The following is a 24,917-nucleotide window of genomic DNA, read 5'->3' as shown; positions in this document are numbered from 1 at the left end:
TTTCTCCCATGACCGTCCGACCCGTGGTCAAGCGCACCGCCCGTGCCATTCTCCTCGACGGTGACGACCTGATCCTAATCAAGCGCACCAAGCCCGGTGTCGATCCCTACTGGGTCACTCCCGGTGGCGGGGTCGAACCCGAGGACCCGACCGTCGTGGATGCCCTGCACCGGGAGGTGTCCGAGGAACTCGGAGCCAAGATCACCGATGTGGTGCCGTGCTTCGTGGACACCGTCGAGCACATCGGCGAGGACGGCGGCGCGACCGGCGTGAAGGTGCAGCACTTCTTCGTCTGCCGACTGGAGTCCATGGACCCTACCCGGCGGCACGGCCCTGAAGTGGACGAGCCGGCCGGTGAGTACGAGATCGTCCGCGTCCCCTTCACTCGGGTCGGCATCGCTTCCGTCCACCTGGTGCCGCTGTCATTGCGCCACTATCTGGACGGCAATATCGAGGGGGTGCGCGCCATGCACGCTCCCGACCTCGGGTAGCGCACTCAGTTCCCGACGACGAGCAGTTCCTCCACCGAGTCATGCCGTATGCGGTTCGACGGGATGCCGATGTCCCGGAGCGTGTCGATGCCGCTACGGATCATTCCGGGCGGGCCCGAGAGATAGGCGTCGTACTCGTACCAGGGGCCGTAGTCGCGCAGGGCGTCGGGGAGCTGGACATGGGCCTGCTGGTCGATGACCGCCCGGACGGACAGCCAGGGGTGGCTCTGCTGGAGCCGGAGCATGGTGTCGATGTCGTAGAGGTCGTGGTCGGTGCGGGCACCGTAGAACACATCGACAGGCCGACGCTCTCCACGCTCGGCGACGTCCTCGACCAGAGCCTTGATGGGCGCTATGCCGGTGCCGCCGCCCAGACAGAGCAGTCCGCTGTCGGTCGTATGGTCAACGGTCATGGAGCCGGTCGGCGGCCCGAGGCGTACGACGTCTCCGGGCCGCGCCCGGTGCACCAGCGCATTGGAGACCCAGCCGGCCGGTACGGCCTTCACATGGAACGTCAGCAGACCGTCCGAGCGGGGCGCGGACGCGAACGAGTAGTGCCGCCACACCCGTGGCCACCACGGCGTCTCCACGCTCGTGTACTGGCCTGCAAGGAAGGGATAGGGCTGGCCGGGGCGGACGGTGAGGATCGCGACGTCGGGAGTTCTGAGATCGTGGGTGACGATCTCGGCCTGCCACCAGGCCGGAGACCGCAGTTCGTCCGCCGCCGCAGCGTCGATCATGACCTGGGAGATCGTCGTGTATGCCCGCACCCAGGCCGCCTCGACCTCCGGGCTCCAGACGGTGGCGGCGTAGTTGCTCAACGCGCCGATCAGGCATTCCCCGACGGCCGGATAGTGCTCGGCGCGCGTCCCGTACTTGCGGTGTCCACGGCCCAGGCCCTGCAGGTAGTCGACGAGCACCGAGGTGTTGTCCAGGTGCTCGGCCGCGGTGAGCAGCGCCTTCAGCAGACGCTCCCGCTGGCCGTCCATCGCGGCTGGGAACAGTGCCCGCAGCTCGGGATGGCGGACGAAGAGCAGCGCGTAGAAGTAAGAGGTGACCTTGTCGGCGATCGGGGCTATCTCGGCCAACGTGCGGCGTATGAGGATGGCGTCCGCAGACCCCTCCTCGACGACAGACGCCGGTCGCTGAGCCGGCACGCGCTCTGGGCTGTCCGGCGGCAGTGGAGCCGACGGTTCCGTGCGCGGAGTGAACCAGCCGGACCCGCCCGACATTCCGTTCTCCCCCGACGTGGTGGTCGGAGCATCCATGGTTGCCTCGCCTCGAACGTCTAGCGGTCGGTCTGCGCACCTCCCTCCTCGAAGGAGGTGCATGCTTTCCCCCGGCGGGCGGCCTGCCGTAGCACCCCGCAGCGTTACATCCCGATCGGATGCCGCGGTCGCATACCCGGAAACGCGGGTCTCGCGCTTTCCGTCCCATTAGGCTGCTTGCCCTGCTCTCGGCCCGCACGGGACTGTGGACCCCATCCCGGACGTGAACCGGAGTCGACCCTACCGGCCGTCGCCGTGCACACAAGTCCCCCCTTCCTTCCTCACGAATCGGGCAAGGGTGCGAACCATGAAGTCCGACAACTAGGGGGCAGGACGAACCAATTCATAGGCATCCCACAGATCCCGCCCCGTGTACCAGTACGTAGCGAGTTCTGCCAGGTGGGCGTCCCCATTGACCGCCACGGAAACCGGTACGACAGCAAACAGGTCCTTGTCCGACATCGAGTCGCCGTACGCCACACAGTCCGCCCGTGCCACGCCGAACTCCTCGCAGAGCCGGTCGGCAATGGTCACCTTGGCCGCGGCACTGAGCACCCCGGACGGATCCACGGGCTCGGTGAACGGGACGGCCGGGAAACGGGATCCATGAGCCGCATGAGCGCCCCAGTCAAGAAGTCGCTCCACGAAGAAGGACGGCGAGAGCGACACCACCGCGCAGTATTCGCCGGCGTCTCTGATCTCTGCCCAGACCTCACGGATGCGGTCCAGCCAGGGAGCCGCCTCGAATGCCGCGCTCACATGCGCCTCGGTCAGACCGGACCACAGGTCGTACACCCGCGCCGCATACTCCGGCGGGCCGATCCGCCCCTCCGCGATCGCCAGGTCCAGCGCCACGGTCTCCTCTACCAGCCCCAACTGGCGGGAAATCTCCACCGGAGCCGTACTGCCGTGCAGCAATGTGCCGTCAAGATCGAAGAGATGAAGTCTCGCCATGGCGCCCGAGGCTAACCGGCCGCCGAGGTTTCACGTGAAACACTCCCGCCTGTCCACCGGCTGTGCACAGGGCCACGACATGACCAAAAGCACGTGTGTCTGCAGGGAAACGGGTGGACGTCGAAGGTGCCGGTCGGACAGCCTGACCTGCGTGTCGACTCCTTCCCTCGCCGCTCTGCCCATCCGCCGTCTGACGCTTCGCGATCTCACCGCCTGCGCCGACTTGTCCGAGGACCGGGGGTGGCCACGCGAGGAACACAAGTGGGGATTCCTCCTCACCGCCGGAAAGGGCTTCGGCATCGACGACCCTCAGGGTGGTCTCGTCGCCGCATGCGTCGTTACGGAGTACGGCCCATGGGGGCGCCCCGATCTCGGCGCCATCGGCATGGTCCTGGTGGCCGAACGCCATGCCCGCCAGGGCGTCGGGCGCCGCCTGATGCGCCATGTCGTGTCGACCATGGGGACCGCACCGCTCACCCTGCACGCCACACCCAACGGCCGTCCCCTGTACGAGGAGCTGGGCTTCAAGGTGGCGGGCCGGGCGGAGATGCTGAGGGGCCGCTTCACTCCCGGCGGGCCGGAGACCCACGTGTTCACGCGTGCCGCCGCCGCGGAGGATCTGCCCGCGATCCTGCGTCTCGACGAAGAGGTGTTCGGCGCCGACCGCACTCCCCTGATCACCCGCCTGCCGGCCTTCGCCGACCAGTTGCGGGTGGCCGAGCAGGACGGCCGGATCATCGGCTACACGGCCGCGTGGCCCAACATGGACACCCATGTTGTCGGTCCCCTGGTGGCCCGGGACACGGAGACCGCCATGGCCCTGATCAGCTCGCTGGCGGCCCACACGGACCGTCCCCTGCGCACCGACATCGATGTACGGCATGAGGAACTGCTGACATGGGCGAAGGCACGAGGGCTCGCCTCCGTGGCCTTCAACGCCGTGATGACGTACGGCATCGCTGACCTCCCGGGCGACTGGACCCGCAGGTTCGCACCGCTGACTGTCGCCGCGGGCTGAGTCTTTGTGCGACGAACGCCGGTCCCGCCGCGTCGTGCGGCGGGACCGGCGTTGTCACTGTGGGCTCGTGGCTCAGGCGAGTGCCCGTACGGCCGCGGTGGCGAAGCCGTGGTCCTGATCGGGCGCACCACCGCCGACGCCGATCGCGCCGATCAGCCGTCCGTCCCGGTGGATGGGCACTCCCCCGGCGATGAACAGCAGGGGCCGGTCAAGAGCCGTGGGCAGGGTGTGGAAGACGCCGCCCGGCTGCACGGCGTCGACCAGGTCGGCGGTGGGGGTGTTCAGCTGCAGTGCTGTGTACGCCTTGCGGGTGCTGGTCTCGCCGGAGATCAGTACGGCCCGGTCGTCCCGGCGGAAGGCGAGCAGGTGGCCGCCCGCGTCCAGGACGGTGACGCTGACGGTGACCCCGGCTTCCTCGGCCGCACGGCGGGCCGCGGCGACGAGCAGTTCGGCGTCCTCGATGGACAGCGGGGCGACGGCGGTGGTGCTCATGGAGGTTCTCTCCTCGGGTGTTGCTGAGAGGGGATGCTTGCCGTGCCGGGAACGAGAGCCGCGGCACGGAGGTCTTGGGATACCGGGGGGAGGCCCCTGTGGTGCGAGGGGACTCAGTGGTGGACCGGCGTCTGCCGGGCGGCGGCCGTCCCGGAGGCGACCACGGTGCTGCGGGCGCCGTCACGGCGCTCCAGCGCCGCCGACAGGACGGCGAGGACCAGGGCGGCCGCGGCGAGGGCAGCGCCGACCCAGTTGGGGGCCGTGTAGCCGAAGCCGGCCGCGATCACGGTGCCGCCGAGCCAGGCGGACAGTGCGTTGCCCAGGTTGAAGGCGCCGATGTTCACGGCCGACGCCAGCGTGGGGGCGCCGTGCGCCTGGTCGAGCACGCGCTTCTGCAGTGGCGGTACGGTCGCGAAGCCCAGAGCGCCGATCAGGGCGATGGTCACGGCCGCCGCGATCTTGTTGTGCGCGGTGAGCGTGAAGAGCGCCAGGACGAGGGCGAGGGCGCCCAGCGACACGTACAGCATCGGCATCAGGGCGCGGTCGGCGAACTTGCCGCCGATGAGGTTGCCGCCGACCATGCCGAGGCCGAACAGGACCAGCAGCCAGATCACCGAGCCGTCGGCGAAGCCCGCGACGTGGGTCATCATCGGCGCGATGTAGGTGATGGCCGCGAAGACGCCGCCGAAGCCGAGGACGGTCATCGCCATGGCCAGCAGGACCTGGACGTTCTTGAAGGCGGCCAGTTCGTGCCGCAGGTGCGCACCCTCGGGCCTCGGCATCTCGGGTACCAGCTTGGCGATGCCGACGAGGCCGACGACCCCGAGCGCGGCGACGACGGCGAAGGTGACGCGCCAGCCGACATGCTGGCCGATGAGCGTGCCCAGCGGGACGCCGATGACATTGGCGACGGTCAGGCCGGTGAACATCATGGCGATGGCGCCGGCCTTCTTGTGGGGCGCCACCAACTCGGCCGCCACGACGGAGCCGATACCGAAGAAGGCACCGTGAGCGAGCGAGGCGACCACGCGCCCGATCAGCATGATCGCGAAGGCAGGGGCGACCGCGGAGAGAAGGTTTCCGGCGATGAAGAGGCCCATCAGCAGCATCAGCATGCGCTTGCGCGAGACCTTGGTGCCGAGCACGGTCATCAGCGGGGCGCCGATGACCACACCGAGGGCGTAGCCCGTCACGAGCAGGCCCGCCGTGGGGATGGAGACCCCGAAGTCACCCGCGACCTCGGGCAGCAAGCCCATGATCACGAATTCCGTCGTTCCGATTCCGAAAGCCCCGATCGCGAGGGCCAGGAGCGCGAGAGGCATGGGGGTACCTTCCCAATTGATTGCAGATGCGCTTTGCCTGCGTCCAACAATACTTGCAGACGCGGGCTACATGCAATCGCGCTCTATTGCGGACTTGCTCTACCCTGGATGCAGCCGTTCCGGGACGGAGGAGAACGCCCATGACAGCGACGGACCCCGCACTCACTGCCCTCGCACAGGGCTGGTGCGCCCTCTCCGCCCTGCACGGAAGGATCGAGGCGCATATCGAGCGCGCCCTGCAGGCGAAGCACGACCTGAGCGTGCGCGAGTACTCACTGCTCGACGTGCTGAGCCGCCAGCACGACGGCGAGGGCGGCCATCTGCAGATGAAGCAGGTCGCCGACGCGGTCGTCCTCAGCCAGAGCGCCACCACGCGCCTGGTGACCCGGCTGGAGGACCGCGGCCTGCTGGAGCGCTACCTGTGCCCCACCGACCGGCGCGGCATCTACACCAACGTCACCGACGCGGGCCTGCGACTGCTGGAGGAGGCACGCCCCACCAATGACGCCGCCCTGCGCGAGGCCCTGGACGAGGCTTCCAGGAATCCCGAACTGGCCCCGCTCGTACGGGTCGTGGAGTCCCTGAACGTGCCTGCATAAGGTGCACGCATGGGAGATCTTGAAATACGACGTGCGACCGCCGATGACCTTCCGGCGATCGTCGCAATGCTCGCCGACGATCCACTCGGTGCCCAGCGCGAGTCCCCCGACAACATGACCCCGTACCAGGTCGCGCTGGGACACCTGGAGGCCGACCCGAACCAGCACCTCGTCGTGGCCGTACGCGACGGCCGCGTGGTCGGGACGCTCCAGCTCACGATCATTCCGGGGCTCTCCCACAAGGGGGCGACCCGCGCGCTCATCGAGGCCGTCCGCATCCACGCGGATGAGCGGGGCAGCGGGCTGGGCAGCCTGCTGATCGAGTGGGCGATCGACACCGCCCGCCGGCTGGAGTGCCGGATGGTGCAGCTCACGTCCGACAAAACGCGCACCGACGCCCACCGTTTCTATGAACGGCTCGGTTTCAGCGCCACCCACGAGGGCTTCAAACTGCCGCTCTGACAGCGCCGCCGGACCAGGAACACCGTAGGGGGTGTGTTTCACGTGAAACACACCCCCTACACCGAGGACGGCTAGCCGATGCCCCGCCACCCCTCCGGATCCACGCCGCCGGGAACCGGCGCCTCGGGGGCGTACGGCTGCCGGGTGAACACGAACGAGCCGAGGTCGAGATGGCTCAGAGACCCGTCCGCGCGCCGTACCGGCCGCAACAGCTCTCCGGCGAAATAGCCCTCCAGCCCCGTCCAGGTGCCGTCACCGTTGGAGCGGAAGCGGGAGCGCCGGCCGCTGCCGGTCAGCGGACCGAGCGCGAGAAGGCCATCGGCGCTCACCCGAAGACCGAAGGCGTTGGTCCCCCAGTACCACTGCCCCACCAGGTCCAGGACCGCAGGGTCGACCTCGCTCAGCAGCCGCCAGGGCTCCGGGATCCGCGGCTCCGCCTCGGCGACGATCCGCACCAGGTCGGCACCCACCGCTCCCAGCAGCGGTCCACTGGTGCAGTTGGCGAGCACCACCGCAGCCACGTCGTCCTCCACACTGAGGGTGAGGTTCGCGAGGAAGCCCGGCAGTGAACCGGAGTGGCCGACCAGGAGCCGGCCGTCACGGCGCTGGATCTGCAGACCGAGTCCGTACGTGGCCCCGTCCAGCAGGTCCGCCGCCTCGGTGGGTGCCGCAGGCGTGCGCATCTCCCGCACCGACTCCGCGCTCAGCACCCGGTCGTCACCCGCGGCCAGAAACGCGGCGAACCGCGCCAGGTCCCCCGTGGTCGACCACAGTTGGCCGGCCGGCGCCATCCTGCCCAGGTCCTCCAGTGGCTCCGGCAGCATCGCGTCCGCCCACGGATGCACGGCCCATCCGCCGGCATGCGGAGCCTGCGGCTGCGCGCTCGTACGATGCAGTCCGAGCGGCTCGAGAATCTCGCTGCGCAGCACCTCCTCCCAGGGAGCGCCTCGCAGCTCCTCCACCAAGGCGCCGAGCACCGTGTAGCCGGGGTTGGAGTAGTGGTGCCGCCGGCCGACGGGGTGCAGCAGGGGCTGCTCGCCGAGCACATCGCTCAGCTCCGGGCGCAGGGTGCCCGGGGTCCGCTCCCACCAGGGCCCGGGCGACTCGGCCGCCAACCCCGCTGTGTGCGCGAGCAGTTCGGCAATCGTCGCCTCGCCCGCGCCGGTGCCGGGCAGGTGCTTCTCCAGCGGGTCACCGAGGTCGAGCAAGCCCTCGTCGCGCAGCCGCATCACCAGGACGGCGGTGAAGGTCTTGGTGATGGACCCGATCCTGTACTGCACGTTCTCGTCCGGCCCGTGCCCGTCCACCGAGGTCCGCGCCCCGTGCCACACCGCCTGTCCGCCCCGCACCACAGCCGCGACCAGCGACGGCGCCCGCCCTTCGGCCTGGGCGACGGCGATCCGGTGCAGCAGGGCGCGGCGCGTTCCGGGGAGCAGCTCTTCCTGAGATGACGTCATGGGCCCAGTTCAGCTGCTCGGGCGGCGGACGTCGAGTCCATTTGCCCGAGCGGACGCAGTCCTCCCGGGCCGGCTTCCGGATCAGGTCTGGGCCATGTCCACGAAGCGGGAGTAGTGGCCCTGGAAGGCGACCGTGATGGTGGCCGTGGGGCCGTTACGGTGCTTGGCCACGATCAGGTCGGCCTCGCCCGCGCGCGGGGACTCCTTCTCGTAGGCGTCCTCGCGGTGCAGCAGGATGACCATGTCGGCGTCCTGCTCGATGGAGCCGGACTCACGCAGGTCGGAGACCATCGGCTTCTTGTCCGTGCGCTGCTCGGGGCCACGGTTGAGCTGGGAGAGCGCGATAACCGGGATCTCCAGCTCCTTGGCGAGCAGCTTGAGGTTACGGGACATGTCCGAGACCTCCTGCTGACGGCTCTCGGCGCGCTTGGAGCCGCCGGACTGCATCAGCTGGAGGTAGTCGATGACGACCAGCTTCAGGTCGTTGCGCTGCTTCAGGCGCCGGCACTTGGCGCGGATCTCCATCATCGACAGGTTGGGGGAGTCGTCGATGTAGAGCGGCGCGGCCGAGACGTCCGGCATACGGCGGGCGAGCCTGGTCCAGTCCTCGTCGGTCATCGTGCCGGACCGCATGTGGTGCAGGGCGACCCGGGCCTCGGCGGACAGCAGACGCATCGCGATCTCGTTGCGGCCCATCTCGAGCGAGAAGATGACGCTCGGCAGGTTGTGCTTGATCGAGGCGGCCCGCGCGAAGTCCAGCGCGAGCGTCGACTTACCCATGGCGGGTCGGGCGGCGATGACGATCATCTGGCCCGGGTGCAGACCGTTGGTCAGCGAGTCGAAGTCGGTGAAGCCGGTCGGCACACCGGTCATCTCACCGCTGCGCGAGCCGATCGCCTCGATCTCGTCGAGAGCGCCTTCCATGATGTCGCCGAGCGGCAGATAGTCCTCACTGGTGCGCTGCTCGGTGACGGCATAGATCTCGGCCTGGGCGCTGTTGACGATCTCGTCCACGTCGCCGTCGGCCGCGTATCCCATCTGCGTGATGCGCGTGCCGGCTTCGACCAGGCGGCGCAGCACCGCCCGCTCGTGGACGATCTCCGCGTAGTACTCGGCGTTGGCCGCCGTCGGCACCGTCTGGACGAGGCTGTGCAGATACGCGGCCCCGCCGACCTTGTTGATCTCGCCGCGCTTGGTGAGTTCGGCGGCGATGGTGATCGGGTCGGCCGGCTCACCCTTGGCATAGACATCCAGGATCGCCTGGTAGATCGTCTCGTGCGCGGGCTTGTAGAAGTCGTGGCCTTTGAGGATCTCGACGACGTCGGCGATGGCGTCCTTGGACAGCAGCATGCCGCCCAGCACCGACTGTTCGGCGTCCAGGTCCTGCGGGGGTACCCGCTCGAAGGAGTGGCCCCCCTCGTCCCAGGAAGCGTTTTCCCGGCCCCGGTCGTGCTGTTCGTCACGGCCCCGGCCGCCGCCACCGGACCGGCGGGAGGCCGGCAGACGATCACTGGGCCCGGCATCGGCCCACGGATCGTCCAAGGGCTCGGAAATGCTCACCGAGCCACCTCCTCCCGTCCGCACGGCGGACCTCGCCGTGTCCTCTTTTGTACGGCACGACACTGACAAATGAGAGGCCCAACTCCGGTTCCGACGCGTCGGATTTGTGACGATTCCCAGGCCGAGGAAACGACGCTTTCCGAGCCGAGGAAAGGAGAGGGCGCCGGACAACGGTAGGCCTGTCGGCACCGTCAGCCAATCTGGTTATCCACAGGCCATGTGGACGACGGCCCGGATGCTGTGGAGAACTCGCCGAAACCTGTGCACGACCCGGTGGACGGGCCTGTGAACAAGCCCTCCCTCCCCCGCACAAGATCGCTCTGACCTGCACCTTTACCATCCACCGGCTGTGCAGAAGAAAAACTTCCCCAGTCGGGCCGAGATCGCTTCGAACGGTGCGCGAAAGGACACGCCCAGAGAGCAGGGGTAAGGGTCATTCAGGCATTGCATCACTTACCTGTGGACGATTAGATTAGTGCACATGACACAGGCTCCCGCGATACCCGAGGCTTCCCGACGGCGGCACGACAGAGAGATCGTCGCACTGGCCGTACCGGCCTTCGGTGCACTCGTCGCCGAGCCTCTCTTCGTCATGGCGGACAGTGCCATCGTCGGCCATCTCGGGACCGCCCAACTCGCCGGCCTCGGTGTTGCCTCAGCCCTGCTCACCACCGCGGTGAGCGTCTTCGTCTTTCTCGCCTACGCCACCACCGCCGCCGTGGCCCGGCGCGTCGGTGCCGGCGATCTGCAGGCCGCGATCCGCCAGGGCATGGACGGCATCTGGCTGGCACTGCTGCTCGGCATCGCCGTCATCGCTGTCGTCCTTCCGCTGGCCCCCGGCATCGTGCAGCTCTTCGGCGCCTCCGCGACCGCGGCTCCCTACGCCACGACGTACCTGCGCATCTCTTCACTGGGCATCCCGGCCATGCTGGTCGTCCTCGCCGCGACAGGAGTGCTCCGCGGACTGCAGAACACCAGAACCCCGCTCTTTGTCGCCGTCGCGGGCTTCGTCGCCAACGGCGCCCTGAATGCGGGACTCGTGTACGGTGCCGGGCTCGGCATCGCCGGTTCGGCCTGGGGCACGGTCATCGCCCAGTGTGGCATGGCGGCCGTCTATCTGACCGTGGTCGTACGCGGGGCCCGTAGGCACGGGGCTTCCCTGCGTCCGGACGCCGCCGGAATCCGGGCCTCGGCCCAGGCAGGCGTTCCGCTCCTGGTCCGCACACTGTCACTGCGGGCCATCCTGATGATCGCGACCGCGGTCGCGGCACATCTGGGCGACGCCGACATCGCCGCCCACCAGATCATCCTGTCCCTGTGGAGCCTGCTTGCCTTCGCTCTCGATGCGATAGCGATCGCGGGACAGGCCATCATCGGACGCCATCTCGGTGCGAACGACGCGCAAGGAGCGCGTGAGGCCTGCCGTCGCATGGTCCAGTGGGGCGTCGCGACCGGTGTGGTCCTCGGTCTGCTCGTGGTGGCCGCCCGCCCGCTGTTCCTGCCACTGTTCACCAATGACATCGTGGTCAAGGACGCGGCCCTGCCCGCGCTGCTGATGGTGGCGCTCTCACAACCCATCTGCGGGATCGTCTTCGTGCTGGACGGCGTCCTGATGGGCGCGGGCGACGGCCCGTACCTGGCCGGGGCCATGGTCGTCACGCTCGCGGTGTTCGCTCCGGTCGCCCTGCTCATCCCCACCCTGGGCGGAGGGCTCACCGCGCTGTGGGCGGCGATGACGCTGATGATGACCATCCGCATGCTGACCCTGTGGCTACGCGCGCGCTCAGGTCGCTGGATCGTCACCGGCGCCATCCGCTGACCGGATCGGCGGGGCCGTCACACCGTCCCGGTTTCACGTGAAACATGCCGCACCTGACCGCGGAGAATTCCGGCACCGCACACGAAGAGGGGCCGCCCCCTGCGGGGCGGCCCCTCTCAGCGGCTCGAGCCGAGCGCAGCGTCAGGCCGCGATGACCTCGATGTTGACCTTGGCGGCAACCTCGGGGTGCAGACGCACGGACGTCTCGTGGGCGCCCAGGGTCTTGATCGGGGCGGACAGCTCGATGCGGCGCTTGTCGACCTCGGGGCCACCGGACGCCTTGATCGCGGACGCGATGTCGGCCGGGGTGACGGAACCGAAGAGACGGCCGGACTCGCCGGAGCGGACCGCCAGGCGGACCTTGACGCCCTCGAGCTGAGCCTTGACCTGGTTGGCCTGCTCGATGGTCTGGATCTCGTGGATCTTGCGAGCGCGGCGGATCTGCTCGACGTCCTTCTCGCCACCCTTGGTCCAGCGGATGGCAAACTTCCGCGGGATCAGGTAGTTGCGAGCGTAACCGTCCTTGACGTCAACGACGTCGCCAGCGGCACCGAGGCCGGAGACCTCGTGGGTGAGGATGATCTTCATGAGTCGGTCACCCTTCCCTTAGCGCGCGGTGGACGTGTAGGGCAGCAGCGCCATCTCACGGCTGTTCTTGACGGCCGTGGCGACGTCACGCTGGTGCTGCGTGCAGTTGCCGGTCACGCGGCGGGCACGGATCTTGCCGCGGTCGGAAATGAACTTCCGCAGCATGTTCGTGTCCTTGTAGTCCACGTACGTGACCTTGTCCTTGCAGAAAGCGCAGACCTTCTTCTTCGGCTTGCGCACAGGCGGCTTCGCCATGGTGTTTCTCCTGTGTGATCAAGAAGTTTGGGGTACGGCCCGCCCCTGGTCCGAGGACCTAGAAGGGGGGCTCGTCCGAGTAGCCGCCACCGCCGCCGGAGCCTCCGCCCCAGCCACCGCCGGCCTGGCCGCCGCCCTGGTTGCCACCGGCAGGAGCGCCGGTCGCCCATGGGTCGTCGGCCGGAGCACCGCCGCCCTGCTGGCCGCCACCGGGGCCTCCGCCCCAGCCGCCGCCACCCTGGCCGCCACCGCCGCCGTAACCGCCCTGGCCACCGCGAGCGCCACCGGCGGTCTTGGTGACCTTGGCCGTGGCGTTGCGCAGGCTGGGGCCGACTTCCTCGACGTCCAGCTCGTAGACCGTGCGCTTGACGCCCTCACGGTCCTCGTAGGACCGCTGCTTCAGCCGGCCCTGCACGATGACGCGCATGCCTCGCTGAAGCGACTCGGCGACGTTCTCCGCCGCCTGACGCCAGACCGAGCAGGTCAGGAACAGGCTCTCGCCGTCCTTCCACTCGTTCGTCTGACGGTCGAAGGTGCGGGGAGTGGACGCGACGCGGAACTTCGCGACCGCCGCACCGGACGGGGTGAAGCGCAGCTCGGGGTCGTCGACAAGATTGCCGATGACCGTGATGACGGTCTCGCCTGCCATGGGGGAACCTCTCGGCGGGTTTGCTGCTGGCTGCTTGGTGCTGCTACTCGAATCCCGAGATCAGCTGAGCGCGAGGGCTCAGTGCATCTCGGGGCGGAGGACCTTGGTCCGGAGGACCGACTCGTTCAGGTTCATCTGGCGGTCGAGCTCCTTGACGACCGCAGGCTCGGCCTGCAGGTCGATGACCGAGTAGATGCCCTCGGGCTTCTTCTTGATCTCGTAGGCGAGACGACGACGGCCCCAGGTGTCGATCTTCTCAACCTTGCCGCCACCGTCACGGACGACGGACAGGAAGTTCTCGATCAGCGGGGAGACAGCACGCTCCTCGAGATCGGGGTCGAGGATGACCATCACCTCGTAGTGACGCATGTGGAACCCACCTCCTTTGGACTCAGCGGCCACGGTCGTTCCGTGGCAGGAGGGTCGTGATGCGTACGCAACGGTATCGGCCGCCACTGACAATCGGGGGCCTCTGAGGGATCCCGCAGTGTTACCTGGGCAGGCATGGGCAGACACCAGTGCAGACGCTACAGACTACCCGCACACCCGCTTCCGGTTGAAATCCGCCCGGGAAGGCCGTCACCCTGTACACGTCGGGTGTGTACGGCGCTACTGTGCGCCGTCTTCCGCAGGAGGTGCCCATGGCACAGGCATTGCATCCCAACGTCGCCGGTTCCCTCTTCGCCACGGACGGCAAGCGCCGTCCGCTCCAGGACGCGCTGACGGCGGCCACGCTCGCCCTCGGCGTGCTGTCCTTCATCACGTCCTTCTTCTCCGGCCTGCACCTGCTGTCCTCGTGGACGGGGCTGGTGGGGCTGCTCGTCGGGGTCTACGGACAATGGATCTCGGTGACCACGCGGGAGCGCTTCGGGCTCGTAGTGGGTATGGGCGCCTCGGGAGTCGGTTTCCTGATCAGCATGGCGAACGGCGGATTGTTCGGCGGCCTCTTCTAGCAAGACGCCCAGTCGGGTTCTAAGCAGTACGGCCAGTCGGGGCGCTCGCACGGCGCAGTAGGCTTCGGCGCGAGAGCCGGAGCCCCTGTACCCATGGGGACACACCAGCCCGAGGAGCGCCCCGACATGAGCCTGACCCTGAGGACCATCAGCCGCGAGCAACATCTGGCGTACATCCAGAGCCTGCCGGCGGCGAGCCACATGCAGGTTCCGGCCTGGGCCGATGTGAAGGCGGAGTGGCGCTCGGAGAACCTCGGCTGGTTCGACGACCGCACCGGCGAGCTGGTCGGCGTGGGCCTGGTCCTCTACCGCCAGCTGCCCAAGATCAAGCGCTACCTCGCCTATCTGCCCGAGGGCCCGGTCATCAACTGGTTCGCGCCGAACCTGGACGACTGGATCCAGCCGATGCTGGCGCACCTGAAGCAGCAGGGCGCCTTCTCCGTGAAGATGGGCCCGCCGGTGATCATCCGGCGCTGGAACGCCGAGACGATCAAGAAGGGCATCCAGGACCAGGACGTCAAGCGTCTGCGGGACCTGGAGGCGGACTTCATCGAGCCGCGCGCCTTCGAGGTGGCGGACAAGCTGCGCCGCATGGGCTGGCAGCAGGGAGAGGACGGCGGCGCCGGGTTCGGCGACGTGCAGCCCCGCTATGTCTTCCAGGTGCCGCTGGCGAACCGTTCCCTGGAAGAGGTCCACAAGAACCTCAACCAGCTGTGGCGCCGCAACATCAAGAAGGCCGAGAAGGCCGGCGTCGAGGTCGTCCAGGGCGGCTACCAGGACCTGGCCGAGTGGCAGCGGCTGTACGAGATCACCGCTGTGCGCGACCACTTCCGGCCGCGCCCGCTGTCGTACTTCCAGCGCATGTGGACGGCCCTCAACACCGAGGACCCCAACCGGATGCGGCTGTACTTCGCGCGGCACAACGGCGTGAACCTGTCCGCGGCGACGATGCTGATCGTCGGCGGACACGTCTGGTACTCCTACGGCGCCTCCGACAACATCGGCCGTGAGGTCCGGCCTTCGAACGCGATGCAGTGGCGGATGCTGCGCGACGCCTACGCGCTCGGCGCCACCGTCTACGACCTGCGCGGCATCTCCGACTCGCTGGACGAGACGGACCACCTGTTCGGCCTGATCCAGTTCAAGGTCGGCACCGGCGGTCAGGCCGCCGAGTACCTCGGCGAGTGGGACTTCCCGCTGAACAAGCTGCTCCACAAGGCACTCGACATCTACATGTCGCGCCGCTGAACCCCGGGCGTTTGATTCCATAGGCTTCACAGCTCTCACACCTCTGACAGACCGCTGCCACGAGAAAGGTTCCGGGTCCGGCCATGGCGCTCACGCTCTACGTCGACACCGCGCGCTGGCGGGCGCACCACAAGCACGTGCAGGAGCAGTTCCCGGGACTCGTCCCGGTCTGCAAGGGCAACGGCTACGGCTTCGGGCACGAGCGGTTGGCCGAGGAGGCCACGCGGCTCGGTGCGGACCTGCTCGCCGTCGGCACGACCTACGAGGCCGCGCGCATCAAGGACTTCTTCGGCGGTGACCTGCTGGTGCTGACGCCGTACCGGCGCGGAGAGGAGCCCGTGCCGCTGCCCGACCGGGTGGTGCGCTCGGTGTCGTCCATCGACGGGGTGTACGGCCTTGTCGGCGCCCGTGTCGTCATCGAGGTGATGTCCTCGATGAAGCGGCACGGCATCAGCGAGCAGGATCTGCCCCAGCTGCACCAGGCCATAGAGAACGTCCGGCTGGAGGGCTTCGCCCTTCATCTGCCGCTCGACCGCACCGACGGCTCGGACGCCGTCGAGGAGGTCATCGGCTGGATGGACCGGCTGCGTGCGGCCCGGCTGCCGCTGCACACGATGTTCGTCAGCCACCTCAAGGCCGATGACCTCATCCGGCTCCAGCAGCAGTTCCCGCAGACCCGGTTCCGTGCCCGCATCGGCACGCGGCTGTGGCTGGGGGACCACGAGGCCACCGAGTACCGCGGTGCCGTCCTGGACGTCACGCGCGTGTCCAAGGGCGACCGGTTCGGCTACCGGCAGCAGAAGGCGGCTTCAGACGGCTTCCTGGTGGTCGTGGCGGGCGGTACGTCGCACGGGGTGGGCCTGGAGGCCCCGAAGGCCCTCCACGGCGTCATGCCGCGCGCCAAGGGCGTCGCACGGGCCGGCCTCGCCACGGTCAACCGGAACCTTTCTCCGTTCGTCTGGGGCGGCAAGCAGCGCTGGTTCGCCGAGCCGCCGCACATGCAGGTGTCGATCCTGTTCGTCCCCGCGGACGCCCCGGAGCCGAAGGTCGGCGACGAGCTGGTGGCCCATCTGCGGCACACCACCACGCAGTTCGACCGGCTCGTGGACCACTGAGCCCGGGCCAGGACAGCGAGAAGGCCGTACACGCGCCCCGCGTGTACGGCCTTCTTCGTGCTTCTTCATGGCCTTCCGACGGCGCGTTCACTCAAAGCGAACGGCCCTCGGTGGACGGCGTCTCCGCCCTTCCCCAGTCCACCTGAGGCCCCTCGAAGTGGGCGGCGTGCCGCGGCGGATGGGCTGCCGCGCCGAGCACGAAGACGTCCTGCGCGCCGTCGAGCACCCCGCCCGAGGGATCGTCGTCGCCCGACCGGCGCACCACGTCCCGCTCCGGCATGAGGACGTCCCGTACGACGACCGCGCACAGGTAGAGCGTGCCCGCCAGGTGCAGCACGATCGACCAGTGGTATCCGAGCGTCGGCAGGCCCTTGTGGGCGTCGCCACTGGTCGTGTAGGCGAGGTACATCCAGATACCCAGGAAGTACGCCACCTCGCCGGCCTGCCAGATCAGGAAGTCGCGCCACTTGGGCCGGGCGAGGACCGCCAGCGGCACCAGCCACAGGACGTACTGCGGGGAGTAGACCTTGTTGGTGAGGATGAAGGCCGCCACCATCAGAAAGGCCAGCTGGGCGAAGCGCGGCCGGCGCGGCGCGGTGAACGCCAGCGCGACGATGCCCAGGAAGCACAGCACCACCAGCACCATCGCGGCGGCGTTCACAAAGCCCGTGCCCGGCGGGTTGCTGGAGTTCTGCGCCCAGATCAGCCAGAACGACCCGAAGTCGACGCCGCGTTCCTGGCTGAACGTGTAGAACTTCGACCAGCCCTGGAAGGCGAAGAGCATCACCGGCAGGTTCACCACGAGCCAGGCGATCACCGCGCCGCCCACGGCCTGGGCGTACTCCCGCCACTTACCGGCCCGCCAGCACAGTACGAGCAGCGGGCCCAGCAGGAACACGGGGTAGAGCTTGGCGGCCGTGGCGAGACCCAGGAGGACACCGAAGGCAACGGGACGGCTCCGGGACCACATCAGCATCGCGGCGGCCGTGAGCGCCACCGCCAGCAGGTCCCAGTTGACGGTCGCGGTGAGCACGAAGGCGGGCGCCAGGGCGACCAGCAGACCGTCCCAGGGGCGCCGACGGTGGGTGCGGGCCACACAGACGGCGATAACGGCGGCGCACACCATCAGCATCCCGGCGTTGACGAACCAGTACCACTGCTCTTGGTGCTGGATGCTGCCGCTGTGCGGGGTCAGCCAGGACGCCACCTCCATGAACACACCGGTCAGCACCGGGTATTCGAGGTAACCCATGCCGCCGGACATGTCGTCCGGGAGTCTGTCGAAGTACGGCACGAGATGGTCGGCGAACCCGCGGCCCTGGTAGAGGTGCGGGATGTCCGAGTAGCAGGCCTTTGTGTACTGGCTGCTCGCGCCGAAGAACCAGGCGCTGTGGTAGCAGGGCGCCTTCTGGACCAGGCCGAGGGCGAACATGCCGATCGCCACGAGCGCGACAACCCGAACGGGGGTCCACCACGAGGTCCCGAGCAGGGCGCGTCGTCCCAGGGGCCCGCCGATCAGCTCACTGCCGGCCCGGGCGATCTCGTCCTCACTGGTCGGCCGCACCGGCTCTGCCGTGGCGGGCCGTAGGGGCTCGGGCTCGTGCATGCTCGCGGGCATCATCTCTGCACTGGGCATGAGGCACATCCTGCCGTACCTGTCCAGGAAAACGCCGAGGACCGCCGCACCTGGTGGGTGCGGCGGCCCATGTTTCACGTGAAACACCCTGCGCGCGCCATATGGCCGCCAACCGGTCAGACCCGATGGCTAACCAGTGGGACCGGCGAAGATGCCTCCGTTGCCGTTACCCCGGTTGTTGCCTCCGGGCCCGGACGTATCCGTGACGGAGGGCGACGGCGAGGTGCCTCCGGTGGTGCCGCCCGTGTCGGTGCCTCCAGTGGTGCCGCACTTCCAGCTCCAGCCGTTGCACGTCTGGCTCGCCGACGGCGAGGGCGACGTGAGCGTGTCACTGGGCGACGGGCTCGGCGAGTTGCTCGGCGTCTGGCTCGGCGTGATGCTGACGGTCGGGGTCGGGGTCGGGGCACCGGCCTCGTCCTGGACGTTGCCGATCGCGGTGGCGGCCGGGAAGCCGAGGTCGTTGTCTCCCTTGAGCGCGGCCTGCATGTATTCGGTCCACACCGATGTCGGGATGTCACCACCGTGGATGGAGGGGACACCGGCCGTGCCGTTCATGGACAGCAGCTCGTGGTCCTTCGGGTTCTCACGGAACATCGCCACCGAGGTGGACAGCTGCTGGGTGTAGCCGACGAACCAGGCCGACTTGTTGCTGTCCGTGGTACCTGTCTTGCCGGCCGCCGTACGGCCCAGGGCCTTGGCGTTCTGACCCGTACCGTTCTGGATCACGTTCTGCAGGACGTCCGTCACGTTGTTCGCCACGTTGTCCGGCATCGCCGGGGTGACCTGCGGCTTGGTGAAGCCCGGCAGCTGCTCGCCGTTCTTCTTCACCTCGGTCACCGAATACGGGTCCGCGTGCTGACCGGACGCGGCGAAGGTCGCGTACGCGTCAGCCATACGGATCGCACTCGGGGTCGAGGTGCCGATGGCGAAGGACGGATTGAGCGTGGAGAAGCTGTCCTTGAGGATGCCGGACGACTGGGCGACGTCCCGGACCTTCGACATCCCCACATCCATGCCGAGCTGGACGAACGGTGTGTTGATGGACTGCTCCATCGCCTTGCGCAGCGTGATGTAGCCCCACTTGTGGTCGCTCTCGTTGCGCTGGTAGAAGACCGAGCCGTCCTTCTTCAGAACCGGGCTGCCGTCCTGATTGAGCACCTTGAGATGGTCGTCGCCGTTGTACTTGCTCAGCGGGGAGACGCCCTGCCCGCCGGACCTGTAGGTCCCGTACTCCATGGCCGCGGCGAGCACGAACGGCTTCCACGTCGAACCGACCGGGACACCGGAGGTGTCGGCGTTGTTCGTGAAGTGGCCGTTCTCGTAGCCGTCACCGCCGTAGAGGGCCACGATCGCCCCGTCCTTGGGCACCACCGACGCCGCGCCGAACTGGACGTACTTGTCCAGGTCCCGGCGCTTTGGATCGATGCGGTCCTTCTGGACCTTCTTCACGGCCGCGGCCAGCTCGTTGACCTTGTCCTTCCGGAAGGTCGTCTTGATCTGGTAGCCGCCCTGGTCGAACTGGGCCTCCGTGATGTCGGAGTGCGCGAGAACGTACTTCTTCGCCGTGTCCACCAGGTAACTGATCTGGCCGGTCATGCCCCTGGTCGCCTTACGGCCGTCGGGCATGGGGTAATGCGCTTTGGCTTCCTGATACTGGGCGTCGGTCAAATGGTGATCGTTGTGCATCTGCTCGAGGATCCACGCCCAGCGGGCCTGCGAGCGCTGCGTGTTGGCCTGCTGTGTCGCCGACGGGTCGAGATCCGCGTTGCCCGCCGGGTCGAAGTACGTCGGGCCCTTGAGCAGCGCCGCGAGCACGGCGCACTGGCCCGGCGTGAGGTCCACGGCGTTCTTGCCGTAGTACGTCTGCGCGGCCGCCTGGATGCCGTACGCGCCCCGGCCGAAGTAGGAGGTGTTCAGGTAGCCCTGGAGGATCTGCTTCTTGTTGAGCTTCGTCCCCACCTTGATGGAGATGAACATCTCCTTGAACTTACGGGTGATGGTCTGCTGCTGGCTCAGGTACGTGTTCTTCACGTACTGCTGGGTGATGGTCGAACCACCCTGGGTCTGGCCGCCCCGCGCCATGTTGACCACGGCGCGCAGGATGCCCATGGGGTCGACGCCCGAGTCCTGGTAGAAGCTCTTGTTCTCGGCCGAGATCACGGCCCACTGCATGGCGTCGGGAATCTGGGAGATGTCGATGTTCTGCCGGTTGATGCCCGTGCCCGTGGCCACCATCTGCTTGCCGTCGGCCCAGTAGTAGACGTTGTTCTGGGACTTGGCCGCGTCGTTCTCGTTGGGGATCGAGACCATCGCGTAGCTGACGCCGACGAGCACCACCAGGCTGCCGACGAAGCCGATGAACAGCCCGGAGACGAGCTTCCAGGAGGGGATCCAGCGGCGCCAGCCGTACTTCCCGGCTCGGGGATAGTCGATGATCCGCTTCTTGCCGGGAGCGGTCGACGCACGGCCTCTGCCACGCCCGGGACCGGTCGGACCGCCGGGAGCACCACGCCGGCCACCCGGGCCCGCATTGTCGGCACCTCTGCGGCGGTTGCCTCTCTGCGCCGCCCGGCGGGCCTCGGCCCGGCTGCCGTAGGGACGCTCCTCACCTACCGGGCCACGGGAACCCGACCCATAGGAGTCGGCTGGAGATCCGGTGGCGCCTTGCGGTGCCGCACGGCGGCCGGAGGACGAACCGGGCTGGCCGCGTCGGGCCGCGGCACGTCCGCCTCCCTGCGGCTGCGGCGGTTTGCGACGGTGCTCGCTCATCGAACGATTACTCCTCGGGCAGGCGCACCCGTGCGCGCCTGGAACGGCGGCTGGTTTCCGGTCCCCCCGAAGTACGGATGTGGTCGGTTCTGCATTCACCCGTACCGCACCGGGGACGACGACGCTCCCCGGGCGTCACTTGGTTCCCGGTGGACTGCATGCCGCACAGACTACGCACCGCCAAAACCCGCCGAGCCCCGAAGTTCACCCCAAAACAGGCAACCCGCACCGTACGAATCGGTGATGTGACCCCGTTCACCACCGCCCCTCTTGTCGCTCGCGCAAGGCCGTTCTATCGTCATGATGTATCGAGTCGATACATCAGCGCGAGATAAAGACGCTGAAGGCACTGCGAGACCCGCGTGAGCGATCAGCGGGACCGAGAGGAGGCGACGATGAGCCGGCGTTCCGGCATCCTCGAGTTCGCCGTACTCGGCCTGCTGCGCGAGTCCCCGATGCACGGCTATGAGCTGCGCAAACGACTCAACACGTCCCTGGGCGTGTTCCGAGCGTTCAGCTACGGAACTCTGTATCCCTGCCTCAAGACGCTGGTCGCCAACGGCTGGTTGATCGAGGAGCCGGGCAGCACCCACGAGGACGCCGCTCCCCTCGCCGGACGCCGAGCGAAGATCGTGTACCGATTGACGGCAGAAGGTAAGGAGCACTTCGAGCAGCTCCTCTCGCAGACCGGCCCCGACGCGTACGAGGACGAACATTTCGCCGCACGCTTCGCCTTCTTCGGGCAGACGTCGCGGGATGTTCGCATGCGCGTACTGGAGGGCCGGCGCAGCCGCCTGGAGGAGCGCCTGGAGAAGATGCGCGCCTCCCTGGCGCGTACGCGGGAGCGCCTCGACGACTACACACTCGAGCTCCAGCGCCACGGGATGGAGTCCGTGGAGCGCGAAGTGCGCTGGCTGAACGAGCTCATCGAGAGCGAGCGGGCCGGGCGGGACCTGAAGGGTTCCGCGTCCGGGGGGTCCGCTCAGCAGGACACCACCACTGGATCGACGGGCGGCCTGCCCCGTCGCGGGGACACCCCCCGCACGGATACGCCCGGCGACACCGCCACGTGAGACCCACTCAGGGCCTCACTCGTACACACAGGGAGCAACCGGAATGGGTTCGGTTCGCGTAGCCATCGTCGGCGTGGGCAACTGCGCCGCCTCGCTGGTGCAGGGAGTCGAGTACTACAAGGACGCCGACCCGGCGTCGAAGGTCCCCGGCCTGATGCACGTGCAGTTCGGTGACTACCACGTGCGCGACGTCGAGTTCGTCGCCGCGTTCGACGTCGACGCCAAGAAGGTCGGCCTCGACCTCGCGGACGCGATCGGCGCCTCCGAGAACAACACCATCAAGATCTGCGACGTGCCCAGCACCGGTGTCACCGTGCAGCGCGGCCACACCCTCGACGGCCTCGGCAAGTACTATCGCGCCACCATCGAGGAGTCCGCGGAGGAGCCGGTCGACGTCGTCCAGATCCTGAAGGACAAGCAGGTCGACGTCCTGGTCTGCTACCTCCCGGTCGGCTCCGAGGACGCGGCGAAGTTCTACGCCCAGTGCGCCATCGACGCCAAGGTCGCCTTCGTCAACGCCCTCCCGGTCTTCATCGCCGGCACCAAGGAGTGGGCGGACAAGTTCACCGAGGCCGGTGTGCCGATCGTCGGTGACGACATCAAGTCCCAGGTCGGCGCCACCATCACGCACCGCGTCATGGCGAAGCTGTTCGAGGACCGCGGTGTCATCCTCGACCGCACGATGCAGCTGAACGTCGGCGGCAACATGGACTTCAAGAACATGCTCGAGCGCGAGCGCCTGGAGTCCAAGAAGATCTCCAAGACGCAGGCCGTCACCTCCCAGATCCCCGACCGGGACCTCGGCGAGAAGAACGTCCACATCGGCCCGTCCGACTACGTGGCCTGGCTGGACGACCGCAAGTGGGCCTACGTCCGCCTCGAGGGCCGCGCCTTCGGCGACGTCCCGCTGAACCTGGAGTACAAGCTCGAGGTCTGGGACTCCCCGAACTCCGCGGGTGTCATCATCGACGCCCTGCGCGCCGCGAAGATCGCCAAGGACCGCGGCATCGGCGGCCCGATCCTGTCGGCGTCCTCGTACTTCATGAAGTCCCCGCCGGTCCAGTACTTCGACGACGAGGCTCGCGAGAACGTCGAGAAGTTCATCCGCGGTGAGGTCGAGCGCTAGCTCGACAAGGCCGCGGAGCGCCAAGGCGCCTGAGGGCGATCACTCGCACCAGAACGCTCCTGCCAGGGCTGTGAAGGTCCCCGGGTCCCATGACCCGGGGACCTTCCGCATATGTGAGGCTGTGCCCCATGCCCGTCGTCCGTGACCTGCGCGTCCTGTTGCGCCTGCGGTACTTCCGACGCCTGCTCTCCATCCGCCTCCTGTCCCAGGGCGCCGACGGCGTCTACCAGGTCGCGCTCGCCGCGTACGTCGTCTTCTCCCCGGAGAAACAGACCTCGGCCACCGCCATCGCCTCGGCCATGGCGGTCCTGCTGCTCCCCTATTCGCTGGTCGGCCCGTTCGCGGGCGTTCTGCTGGACCGCTGGCGCCGCCGGCAGATCTTTCTCTACGGCAACCTGCTGCGCGCCCTGCTGGCCGCGGCCACCGCCGTGCTGATGGTCAGCCAGGTCCCGGACTGGCTCTTCTACGTCTCGGCGCTGTGCGTCACGGCCGTCAACCGCTTCGTCCTCGCCGGGCTGTCCGCGTCCCTGCCCCGCGTGGTGGACACCGAGCGTCTTCTGCTCGCCAACTCCCTGTCCCCGACGGCCGGAACACTGGCCGCGACCGCGGGCGGCGGTCTCGCCTTCGCCGTACGGCTTCTGGCGTCCGACTCCGACGCGGCGGTGGTACTCCTCGGTGCCTTCCTCTATCTGTGTGCCGGCCTGGCATCGCTGACCATGCCTCCCGCGCTCCTCGGTCCCGACCGGCAGCCGACACGACCGCACATGGCCACCGCCCTCGCCGCGACGGCACGCGAACTGCGGGCAGCCGTCCGTCATCTGGCCGCGCCGAGGCGCAGGGAAGCCGCATGGGCGCTGGCCGCGATGACGCTGATGCGCTTCTGCTACGGCGCGCTCCTCGTGCTTCTGCTGATGCTGTGCCGGTACGCCCTCTCCGCGAGTCCCGAGGGCGGGCTCCGGCTGCTCGGCCTCGCGCTGGCGCTGTCGGGTGCGGGATTCTTCGCGGCGGCCGCGGTGACGCCATGGGCGGCAGGACGCCTCAGGCCCGGGCGCTGGATCATGGTGTGTTCCGGCGCCGCCGCCGTACTGGAGCCCGCCCTCGGCCTCCCGTTCGCCACCGGGCCCCTCCTGGTCGCGGCCTTCGTCCTGGGGCTGATCACCCAGGGCGCAAAGATCGCCACGGACACGATCGTCCAGGCCTGCGTCGACGACGGTTTCCGCGGCCGGATCTTCTCCGTGTACGACGTGCTGTTCAACGTGGCCTTCGTGGGAGCGGCCGGAGTGGCGGCCCTGATGCTGCCCCCGGACGGACGCTCGGCAACGCTGGTCGTCACAGTCGCCGTTATCTACGGGGCGGTTGCTGCGGCTATGGCCCGCTTTGAACGCCGGTGAGTGTCACATCAAAGCCACAGAGGCCCCCTGAGCTACAGAAGTGTCAGTGGAGCCCGGTAACTTACGTGCGTCTTACGCGCCGCTTATGTGCGCTGCTCACCAACTCTCCTAGGGGGACCCACAAGTGACGACTCCGCCGCCCCAGGGCCAGAATCCATTCGCACAGGGCCAGCAGGCGTACGGCCAGCCCCAGGCTCCGTACCCTCCGCAGGGCGGCTACCCGCAGCAGCCGGGCCAGCCTGGGTTTCCCCAGCAGGGCACGGCACCGTATGCAGCAGTGCCTCCTCAGCGGCCGAAGCGCAACGTCAAGCTGTACGTGCGCATAGCCATCATCGTCGTCGGTCTTATCGCGGCGGCCGGCGGCTACCTCGGCAGCCACAGCGACGACACCCAGAAGCTGGCCGTCGGCGACTGCCTGACGAACAAGGGAACCGCCAAGGACCCGAACATCGAGCAGCTGGACTGCAGCGATCCGAAGGCGGACTACAAGGTGCTCAAGAAGGACGGCAGCACCAGCCTCGCCATGCTCGCCTGCCAGTCGGTCCAGGGAACGACCGCTGCCATCTCGTGGCGAGAAGGCAGCGACTCATTCGTTCTCTGCCTGGGAGACAACAAGAAGTAGCGCTTGAACGCGCCGAGGGGCGATGTTTCACGTGAAACATCGCCCCTCGG

Annotated in this window: 24 protein-coding genes; 12 read left to right on the top strand and 12 right to left on the bottom strand. The window is 68.2% G+C overall.

Going from position 1 to position 24,917, the window contains the following annotated elements; genetic code table 11:
• Positions 1-8: 8 nt before the first annotated feature.
• The gene (locus ACWDEN_RS45245; RefSeq protein WP_351600978.1) at positions 9-491 is read left to right on the top strand and encodes an NUDIX hydrolase; all 483 of its coding nucleotides are present in this window, start codon (positions 9-11) and stop codon (positions 489-491) included.
• Positions 492-496: 5 nt separating this feature from the next.
• Here ACWDEN_RS45245 and ACWDEN_RS45240 read toward each other — a convergent pair whose 3' ends face one another.
• Positions 497-1,822 (bottom strand): globin domain-containing protein, encoded by a 1,326-nt coding sequence (locus tag ACWDEN_RS45240; protein ID WP_450863854.1) that lies wholly within the window; start codon positions 1,820-1,822, stop codon positions 497-499.
• Between the two features lie 258 nt (positions 1,823-2,080).
• On the bottom strand, positions 2,081-2,713 hold the full coding sequence (locus ACWDEN_RS45235; protein WP_450863852.1) for an HAD family hydrolase: 633 nt from the start codon (positions 2,711-2,713) through the stop codon (positions 2,081-2,083).
• Positions 2,714-2,864: 151 nt separating this feature from the next.
• On the opposite strand from ACWDEN_RS45235, the gene ACWDEN_RS45230 reads away from it, so the two are divergent.
• On the top strand, positions 2,865-3,731 hold the full coding sequence (locus tag ACWDEN_RS45230; protein WP_450863851.1) for a GNAT family N-acetyltransferase: 867 nt from the start codon (positions 2,865-2,867) through the stop codon (positions 3,729-3,731).
• A 72-nt stretch (positions 3,732-3,803) separates the two neighbouring features.
• Here the strand turns inward: ACWDEN_RS45230 and ACWDEN_RS45225 are convergent, their stop codons facing one another.
• Positions 3,804-4,223: a GlcG/HbpS family heme-binding protein gene (locus ACWDEN_RS45225; RefSeq protein ID WP_351600988.1), complete on the bottom strand. Its 420-nt coding sequence runs from the start codon at positions 4,221-4,223 to the stop codon at positions 3,804-3,806.
• Positions 4,224-4,336: 113 nt separating this feature from the next.
• Entirely contained in the window at positions 4,337-5,545 is a 1,209-nt protein-coding gene (locus ACWDEN_RS45220; protein ID WP_450863849.1) for an MFS transporter, read from the bottom strand.
• Positions 5,546-5,685: 140 nt separating this feature from the next.
• On the opposite strand from ACWDEN_RS45220, the gene ACWDEN_RS45215 reads away from it, so the two are divergent.
• Both ACWDEN_RS45215 and ACWDEN_RS45210 read left to right on the top strand, forming a co-directional pair.
• A complete protein-coding gene (locus tag ACWDEN_RS45215; protein WP_351600994.1) occupies positions 5,686-6,144 on the top strand; it encodes a MarR family winged helix-turn-helix transcriptional regulator in 459 nt (152 codons plus the stop codon).
• A gap of 9 nt (positions 6,145-6,153) precedes the next feature.
• Positions 6,154-6,606 carry a GNAT family N-acetyltransferase gene (locus ACWDEN_RS45210; protein WP_351600997.1) on the top strand — a complete coding sequence of 151 codons (453 nt, stop codon included), beginning with the start codon at positions 6,154-6,156 and terminating at the stop codon, positions 6,604-6,606.
• Between the two features lie 71 nt (positions 6,607-6,677).
• Here ACWDEN_RS45210 and ACWDEN_RS45205 read toward each other — a convergent pair whose 3' ends face one another.
• On the bottom strand, positions 6,678-8,063 hold the full coding sequence (locus ACWDEN_RS45205) for a serine hydrolase domain-containing protein (RefSeq protein ID WP_351601000.1): 1,386 nt from the start codon (positions 8,061-8,063) through the stop codon (positions 6,678-6,680).
• A gap of 81 nt (positions 8,064-8,144) precedes the next feature.
• Positions 8,145-9,623: a replicative DNA helicase gene (gene dnaB / locus ACWDEN_RS45200; protein WP_351601003.1), complete on the bottom strand. Its 1,479-nt coding sequence runs from the start codon at positions 9,621-9,623 to the stop codon at positions 8,145-8,147.
• A gap of 481 nt (positions 9,624-10,104) precedes the next feature.
• On the opposite strand from dnaB, the gene ACWDEN_RS45195 reads away from it, so the two are divergent.
• Complete coding sequence (locus ACWDEN_RS45195; protein ID WP_351601006.1) at positions 10,105-11,442, top strand: MATE family efflux transporter; 1,338 nt, start codon at positions 10,105-10,107, stop codon at positions 11,440-11,442.
• A 141-nt stretch (positions 11,443-11,583) separates the two neighbouring features.
• Here ACWDEN_RS45195 and rplI read toward each other — a convergent pair whose 3' ends face one another.
• From rplI to rpsF, 4 genes are all read right to left on the bottom strand, one after another.
• A complete protein-coding gene (rplI, locus tag ACWDEN_RS45190) occupies positions 11,584-12,030 on the bottom strand; it encodes a 50S ribosomal protein L9 (protein WP_351601009.1) in 447 nt (148 codons plus the stop codon).
• An 18-nt stretch (positions 12,031-12,048) separates the two neighbouring features.
• Entirely contained in the window at positions 12,049-12,285 is a 237-nt protein-coding gene (gene rpsR, locus ACWDEN_RS45185) for a 30S ribosomal protein S18 (RefSeq protein ID WP_003949403.1), read from the bottom strand.
• A 58-nt stretch (positions 12,286-12,343) separates the two neighbouring features.
• Complete coding sequence (locus ACWDEN_RS45180) at positions 12,344-12,934, bottom strand: single-stranded DNA-binding protein (RefSeq protein WP_351601012.1); 591 nt, start codon at positions 12,932-12,934, stop codon at positions 12,344-12,346.
• A gap of 78 nt (positions 12,935-13,012) precedes the next feature.
• On the bottom strand, positions 13,013-13,303 hold the full coding sequence (gene rpsF, locus ACWDEN_RS45175) for a 30S ribosomal protein S6 (RefSeq protein ID WP_351601015.1): 291 nt from the start codon (positions 13,301-13,303) through the stop codon (positions 13,013-13,015).
• Positions 13,304-13,575: 272 nt separating this feature from the next.
• Between rpsF and ACWDEN_RS45170 the strand changes: the two genes are divergently transcribed.
• The 3 genes from ACWDEN_RS45170 to ACWDEN_RS45160 all read left to right on the top strand — a co-directional run bounded on the left by ACWDEN_RS45170 (position 13,576) and on the right by ACWDEN_RS45160 (position 16,250).
• The gene (locus tag ACWDEN_RS45170; protein ID WP_351601018.1) at positions 13,576-13,887 is read left to right on the top strand and encodes a hypothetical protein; all 312 of its coding nucleotides are present in this window, start codon (positions 13,576-13,578) and stop codon (positions 13,885-13,887) included.
• A 126-nt stretch (positions 13,888-14,013) separates the two neighbouring features.
• Positions 14,014-15,135 carry a peptidoglycan bridge formation glycyltransferase FemX gene (gene femX, locus ACWDEN_RS45165; RefSeq protein ID WP_351601021.1) on the top strand — a complete coding sequence of 374 codons (1,122 nt, stop codon included), beginning with the start codon at positions 14,014-14,016 and terminating at the stop codon, positions 15,133-15,135.
• Positions 15,136-15,218: 83 nt separating this feature from the next.
• Positions 15,219-16,250: an alanine racemase gene (locus tag ACWDEN_RS45160; protein WP_351601025.1), complete on the top strand. Its 1,032-nt coding sequence runs from the start codon at positions 15,219-15,221 to the stop codon at positions 16,248-16,250.
• 91 nt (positions 16,251-16,341) lie between these two features.
• Here ACWDEN_RS45160 and ACWDEN_RS45155 read toward each other — a convergent pair whose 3' ends face one another.
• Both ACWDEN_RS45155 and ACWDEN_RS45150 read right to left on the bottom strand, forming a co-directional pair.
• On the bottom strand, positions 16,342-17,886 hold the full coding sequence (locus ACWDEN_RS45155) for a glycosyltransferase family 87 protein (RefSeq protein WP_351601028.1): 1,545 nt from the start codon (positions 17,884-17,886) through the stop codon (positions 16,342-16,344).
• 129 nt (positions 17,887-18,015) lie between these two features.
• On the bottom strand, positions 18,016-20,655 hold the full coding sequence (locus ACWDEN_RS45150; RefSeq protein WP_450863844.1) for a transglycosylase domain-containing protein: 2,640 nt from the start codon (positions 20,653-20,655) through the stop codon (positions 18,016-18,018).
• A 395-nt stretch (positions 20,656-21,050) separates the two neighbouring features.
• On the opposite strand from ACWDEN_RS45150, the gene ACWDEN_RS45145 reads away from it, so the two are divergent.
• From ACWDEN_RS45145 to ACWDEN_RS45130, 4 genes are all read left to right on the top strand, one after another.
• A complete protein-coding gene (locus ACWDEN_RS45145) occupies positions 21,051-21,728 on the top strand; it encodes a PadR family transcriptional regulator (protein WP_351601033.1) in 678 nt (225 codons plus the stop codon).
• Between the two features lie 43 nt (positions 21,729-21,771).
• Positions 21,772-22,854, top strand: coding sequence for an inositol-3-phosphate synthase (locus ACWDEN_RS45140; RefSeq protein ID WP_351601036.1), 1,083 nt, complete (start codon positions 21,772-21,774; stop codon positions 22,852-22,854).
• A gap of 128 nt (positions 22,855-22,982) precedes the next feature.
• Positions 22,983-24,245, top strand: coding sequence for an MFS transporter (locus tag ACWDEN_RS45135; RefSeq protein WP_450863841.1), 1,263 nt, complete (start codon positions 22,983-22,985; stop codon positions 24,243-24,245).
• Positions 24,246-24,522: 277 nt separating this feature from the next.
• Positions 24,523-24,867, top strand: a complete 345-nt coding sequence (locus ACWDEN_RS45130; RefSeq protein ID WP_351601042.1) for an LppU/SCO3897 family protein — start codon at positions 24,523-24,525, stop codon at positions 24,865-24,867.
• The last annotated feature ends 50 nt before the right edge of the window (positions 24,868-24,917 follow it).

The sequence above is a fragment of the Streptomyces sp. NPDC001153 genome, assembly GCF_053598315.1.
The sequence above is the reverse complement of the archived record's forward strand: the minus strand, read 5'-3'. Positions and strand labels throughout refer to the sequence as shown.

Excerpts from the sequence above, each read along its gene's own strand:
- ACWDEN_RS45225 (WP_351600988.1), bottom strand. The coding sequence starts at position 4,223 with ATGAGCACCACCGCCGTCGCCCCGCTGTCCATCGAGGACGCCGAACTG.
- ACWDEN_RS45160 (WP_351601025.1), top strand. The coding sequence starts at position 15,219 with ATGGCGCTCACGCTCTACGTCGACACCGCGCGCTGGCGGGCGCACCAC.
- ACWDEN_RS45150 (WP_450863844.1), bottom strand. The coding sequence starts at position 20,655 with ATGAGCGAGCACCGTCGCAAACCGCCGCAGCCGCAGGGAGGCGGACGT.
- femX (WP_351601021.1), top strand. The coding sequence starts at position 14,014 with ATGAGCCTGACCCTGAGGACCATCAGCCGCGAGCAACATCTGGCGTAC.
- rpsF (WP_351601015.1), bottom strand. The coding sequence starts at position 13,303 with ATGCGTCACTACGAGGTGATGGTCATCCTCGACCCCGATCTCGAGGAG.
- ACWDEN_RS45210 (WP_351600997.1), top strand. The coding sequence starts at position 6,154 with ATGGGAGATCTTGAAATACGACGTGCGACCGCCGATGACCTTCCGGCG.
- rpsR (WP_003949403.1), bottom strand. The coding sequence starts at position 12,285 with ATGGCGAAGCCGCCTGTGCGCAAGCCGAAGAAGAAGGTCTGCGCTTTC.
- ACWDEN_RS45180 (WP_351601012.1), bottom strand. The coding sequence starts at position 12,934 with ATGGCAGGCGAGACCGTCATCACGGTCATCGGCAATCTTGTCGACGAC.
- ACWDEN_RS45235 (WP_450863852.1), bottom strand. The coding sequence starts at position 2,713 with ATGGCGAGACTTCATCTCTTCGATCTTGACGGCACATTGCTGCACGGC.
- ACWDEN_RS45195 (WP_351601006.1), top strand. The coding sequence starts at position 10,105 with ATGACACAGGCTCCCGCGATACCCGAGGCTTCCCGACGGCGGCACGAC.
- ACWDEN_RS45140 (WP_351601036.1), top strand. The coding sequence starts at position 21,772 with ATGGGTTCGGTTCGCGTAGCCATCGTCGGCGTGGGCAACTGCGCCGCC.
- ACWDEN_RS45135 (WP_450863841.1), top strand. The coding sequence starts at position 22,983 with ATGCCCGTCGTCCGTGACCTGCGCGTCCTGTTGCGCCTGCGGTACTTC.
- ACWDEN_RS45205 (WP_351601000.1), bottom strand. The coding sequence starts at position 8,063 with ATGACGTCATCTCAGGAAGAGCTGCTCCCCGGAACGCGCCGCGCCCTG.
- ACWDEN_RS45155 (WP_351601028.1), bottom strand. The coding sequence starts at position 17,886 with ATGCCCAGTGCAGAGATGATGCCCGCGAGCATGCACGAGCCCGAGCCC.
- ACWDEN_RS45145 (WP_351601033.1), top strand. The coding sequence starts at position 21,051 with ATGAGCCGGCGTTCCGGCATCCTCGAGTTCGCCGTACTCGGCCTGCTG.
- ACWDEN_RS45220 (WP_450863849.1), bottom strand. The coding sequence starts at position 5,545 with ATGCCTCTCGCGCTCCTGGCCCTCGCGATCGGGGCTTTCGGAATCGGA.
- ACWDEN_RS45240 (WP_450863854.1), bottom strand. The coding sequence starts at position 1,822 with ATGCACCTCCTTCGAGGAGGGAGGTGCGCAGACCGACCGCTAGACGTT.
- ACWDEN_RS45215 (WP_351600994.1), top strand. The coding sequence starts at position 5,686 with ATGACAGCGACGGACCCCGCACTCACTGCCCTCGCACAGGGCTGGTGC.
- ACWDEN_RS45170 (WP_351601018.1), top strand. The coding sequence starts at position 13,576 with ATGGCACAGGCATTGCATCCCAACGTCGCCGGTTCCCTCTTCGCCACG.
- rplI (WP_351601009.1), bottom strand. The coding sequence starts at position 12,030 with ATGAAGATCATCCTCACCCACGAGGTCTCCGGCCTCGGTGCCGCTGGC.
- ACWDEN_RS45245 (WP_351600978.1), top strand. The coding sequence starts at position 9 with ATGACCGTCCGACCCGTGGTCAAGCGCACCGCCCGTGCCATTCTCCTC.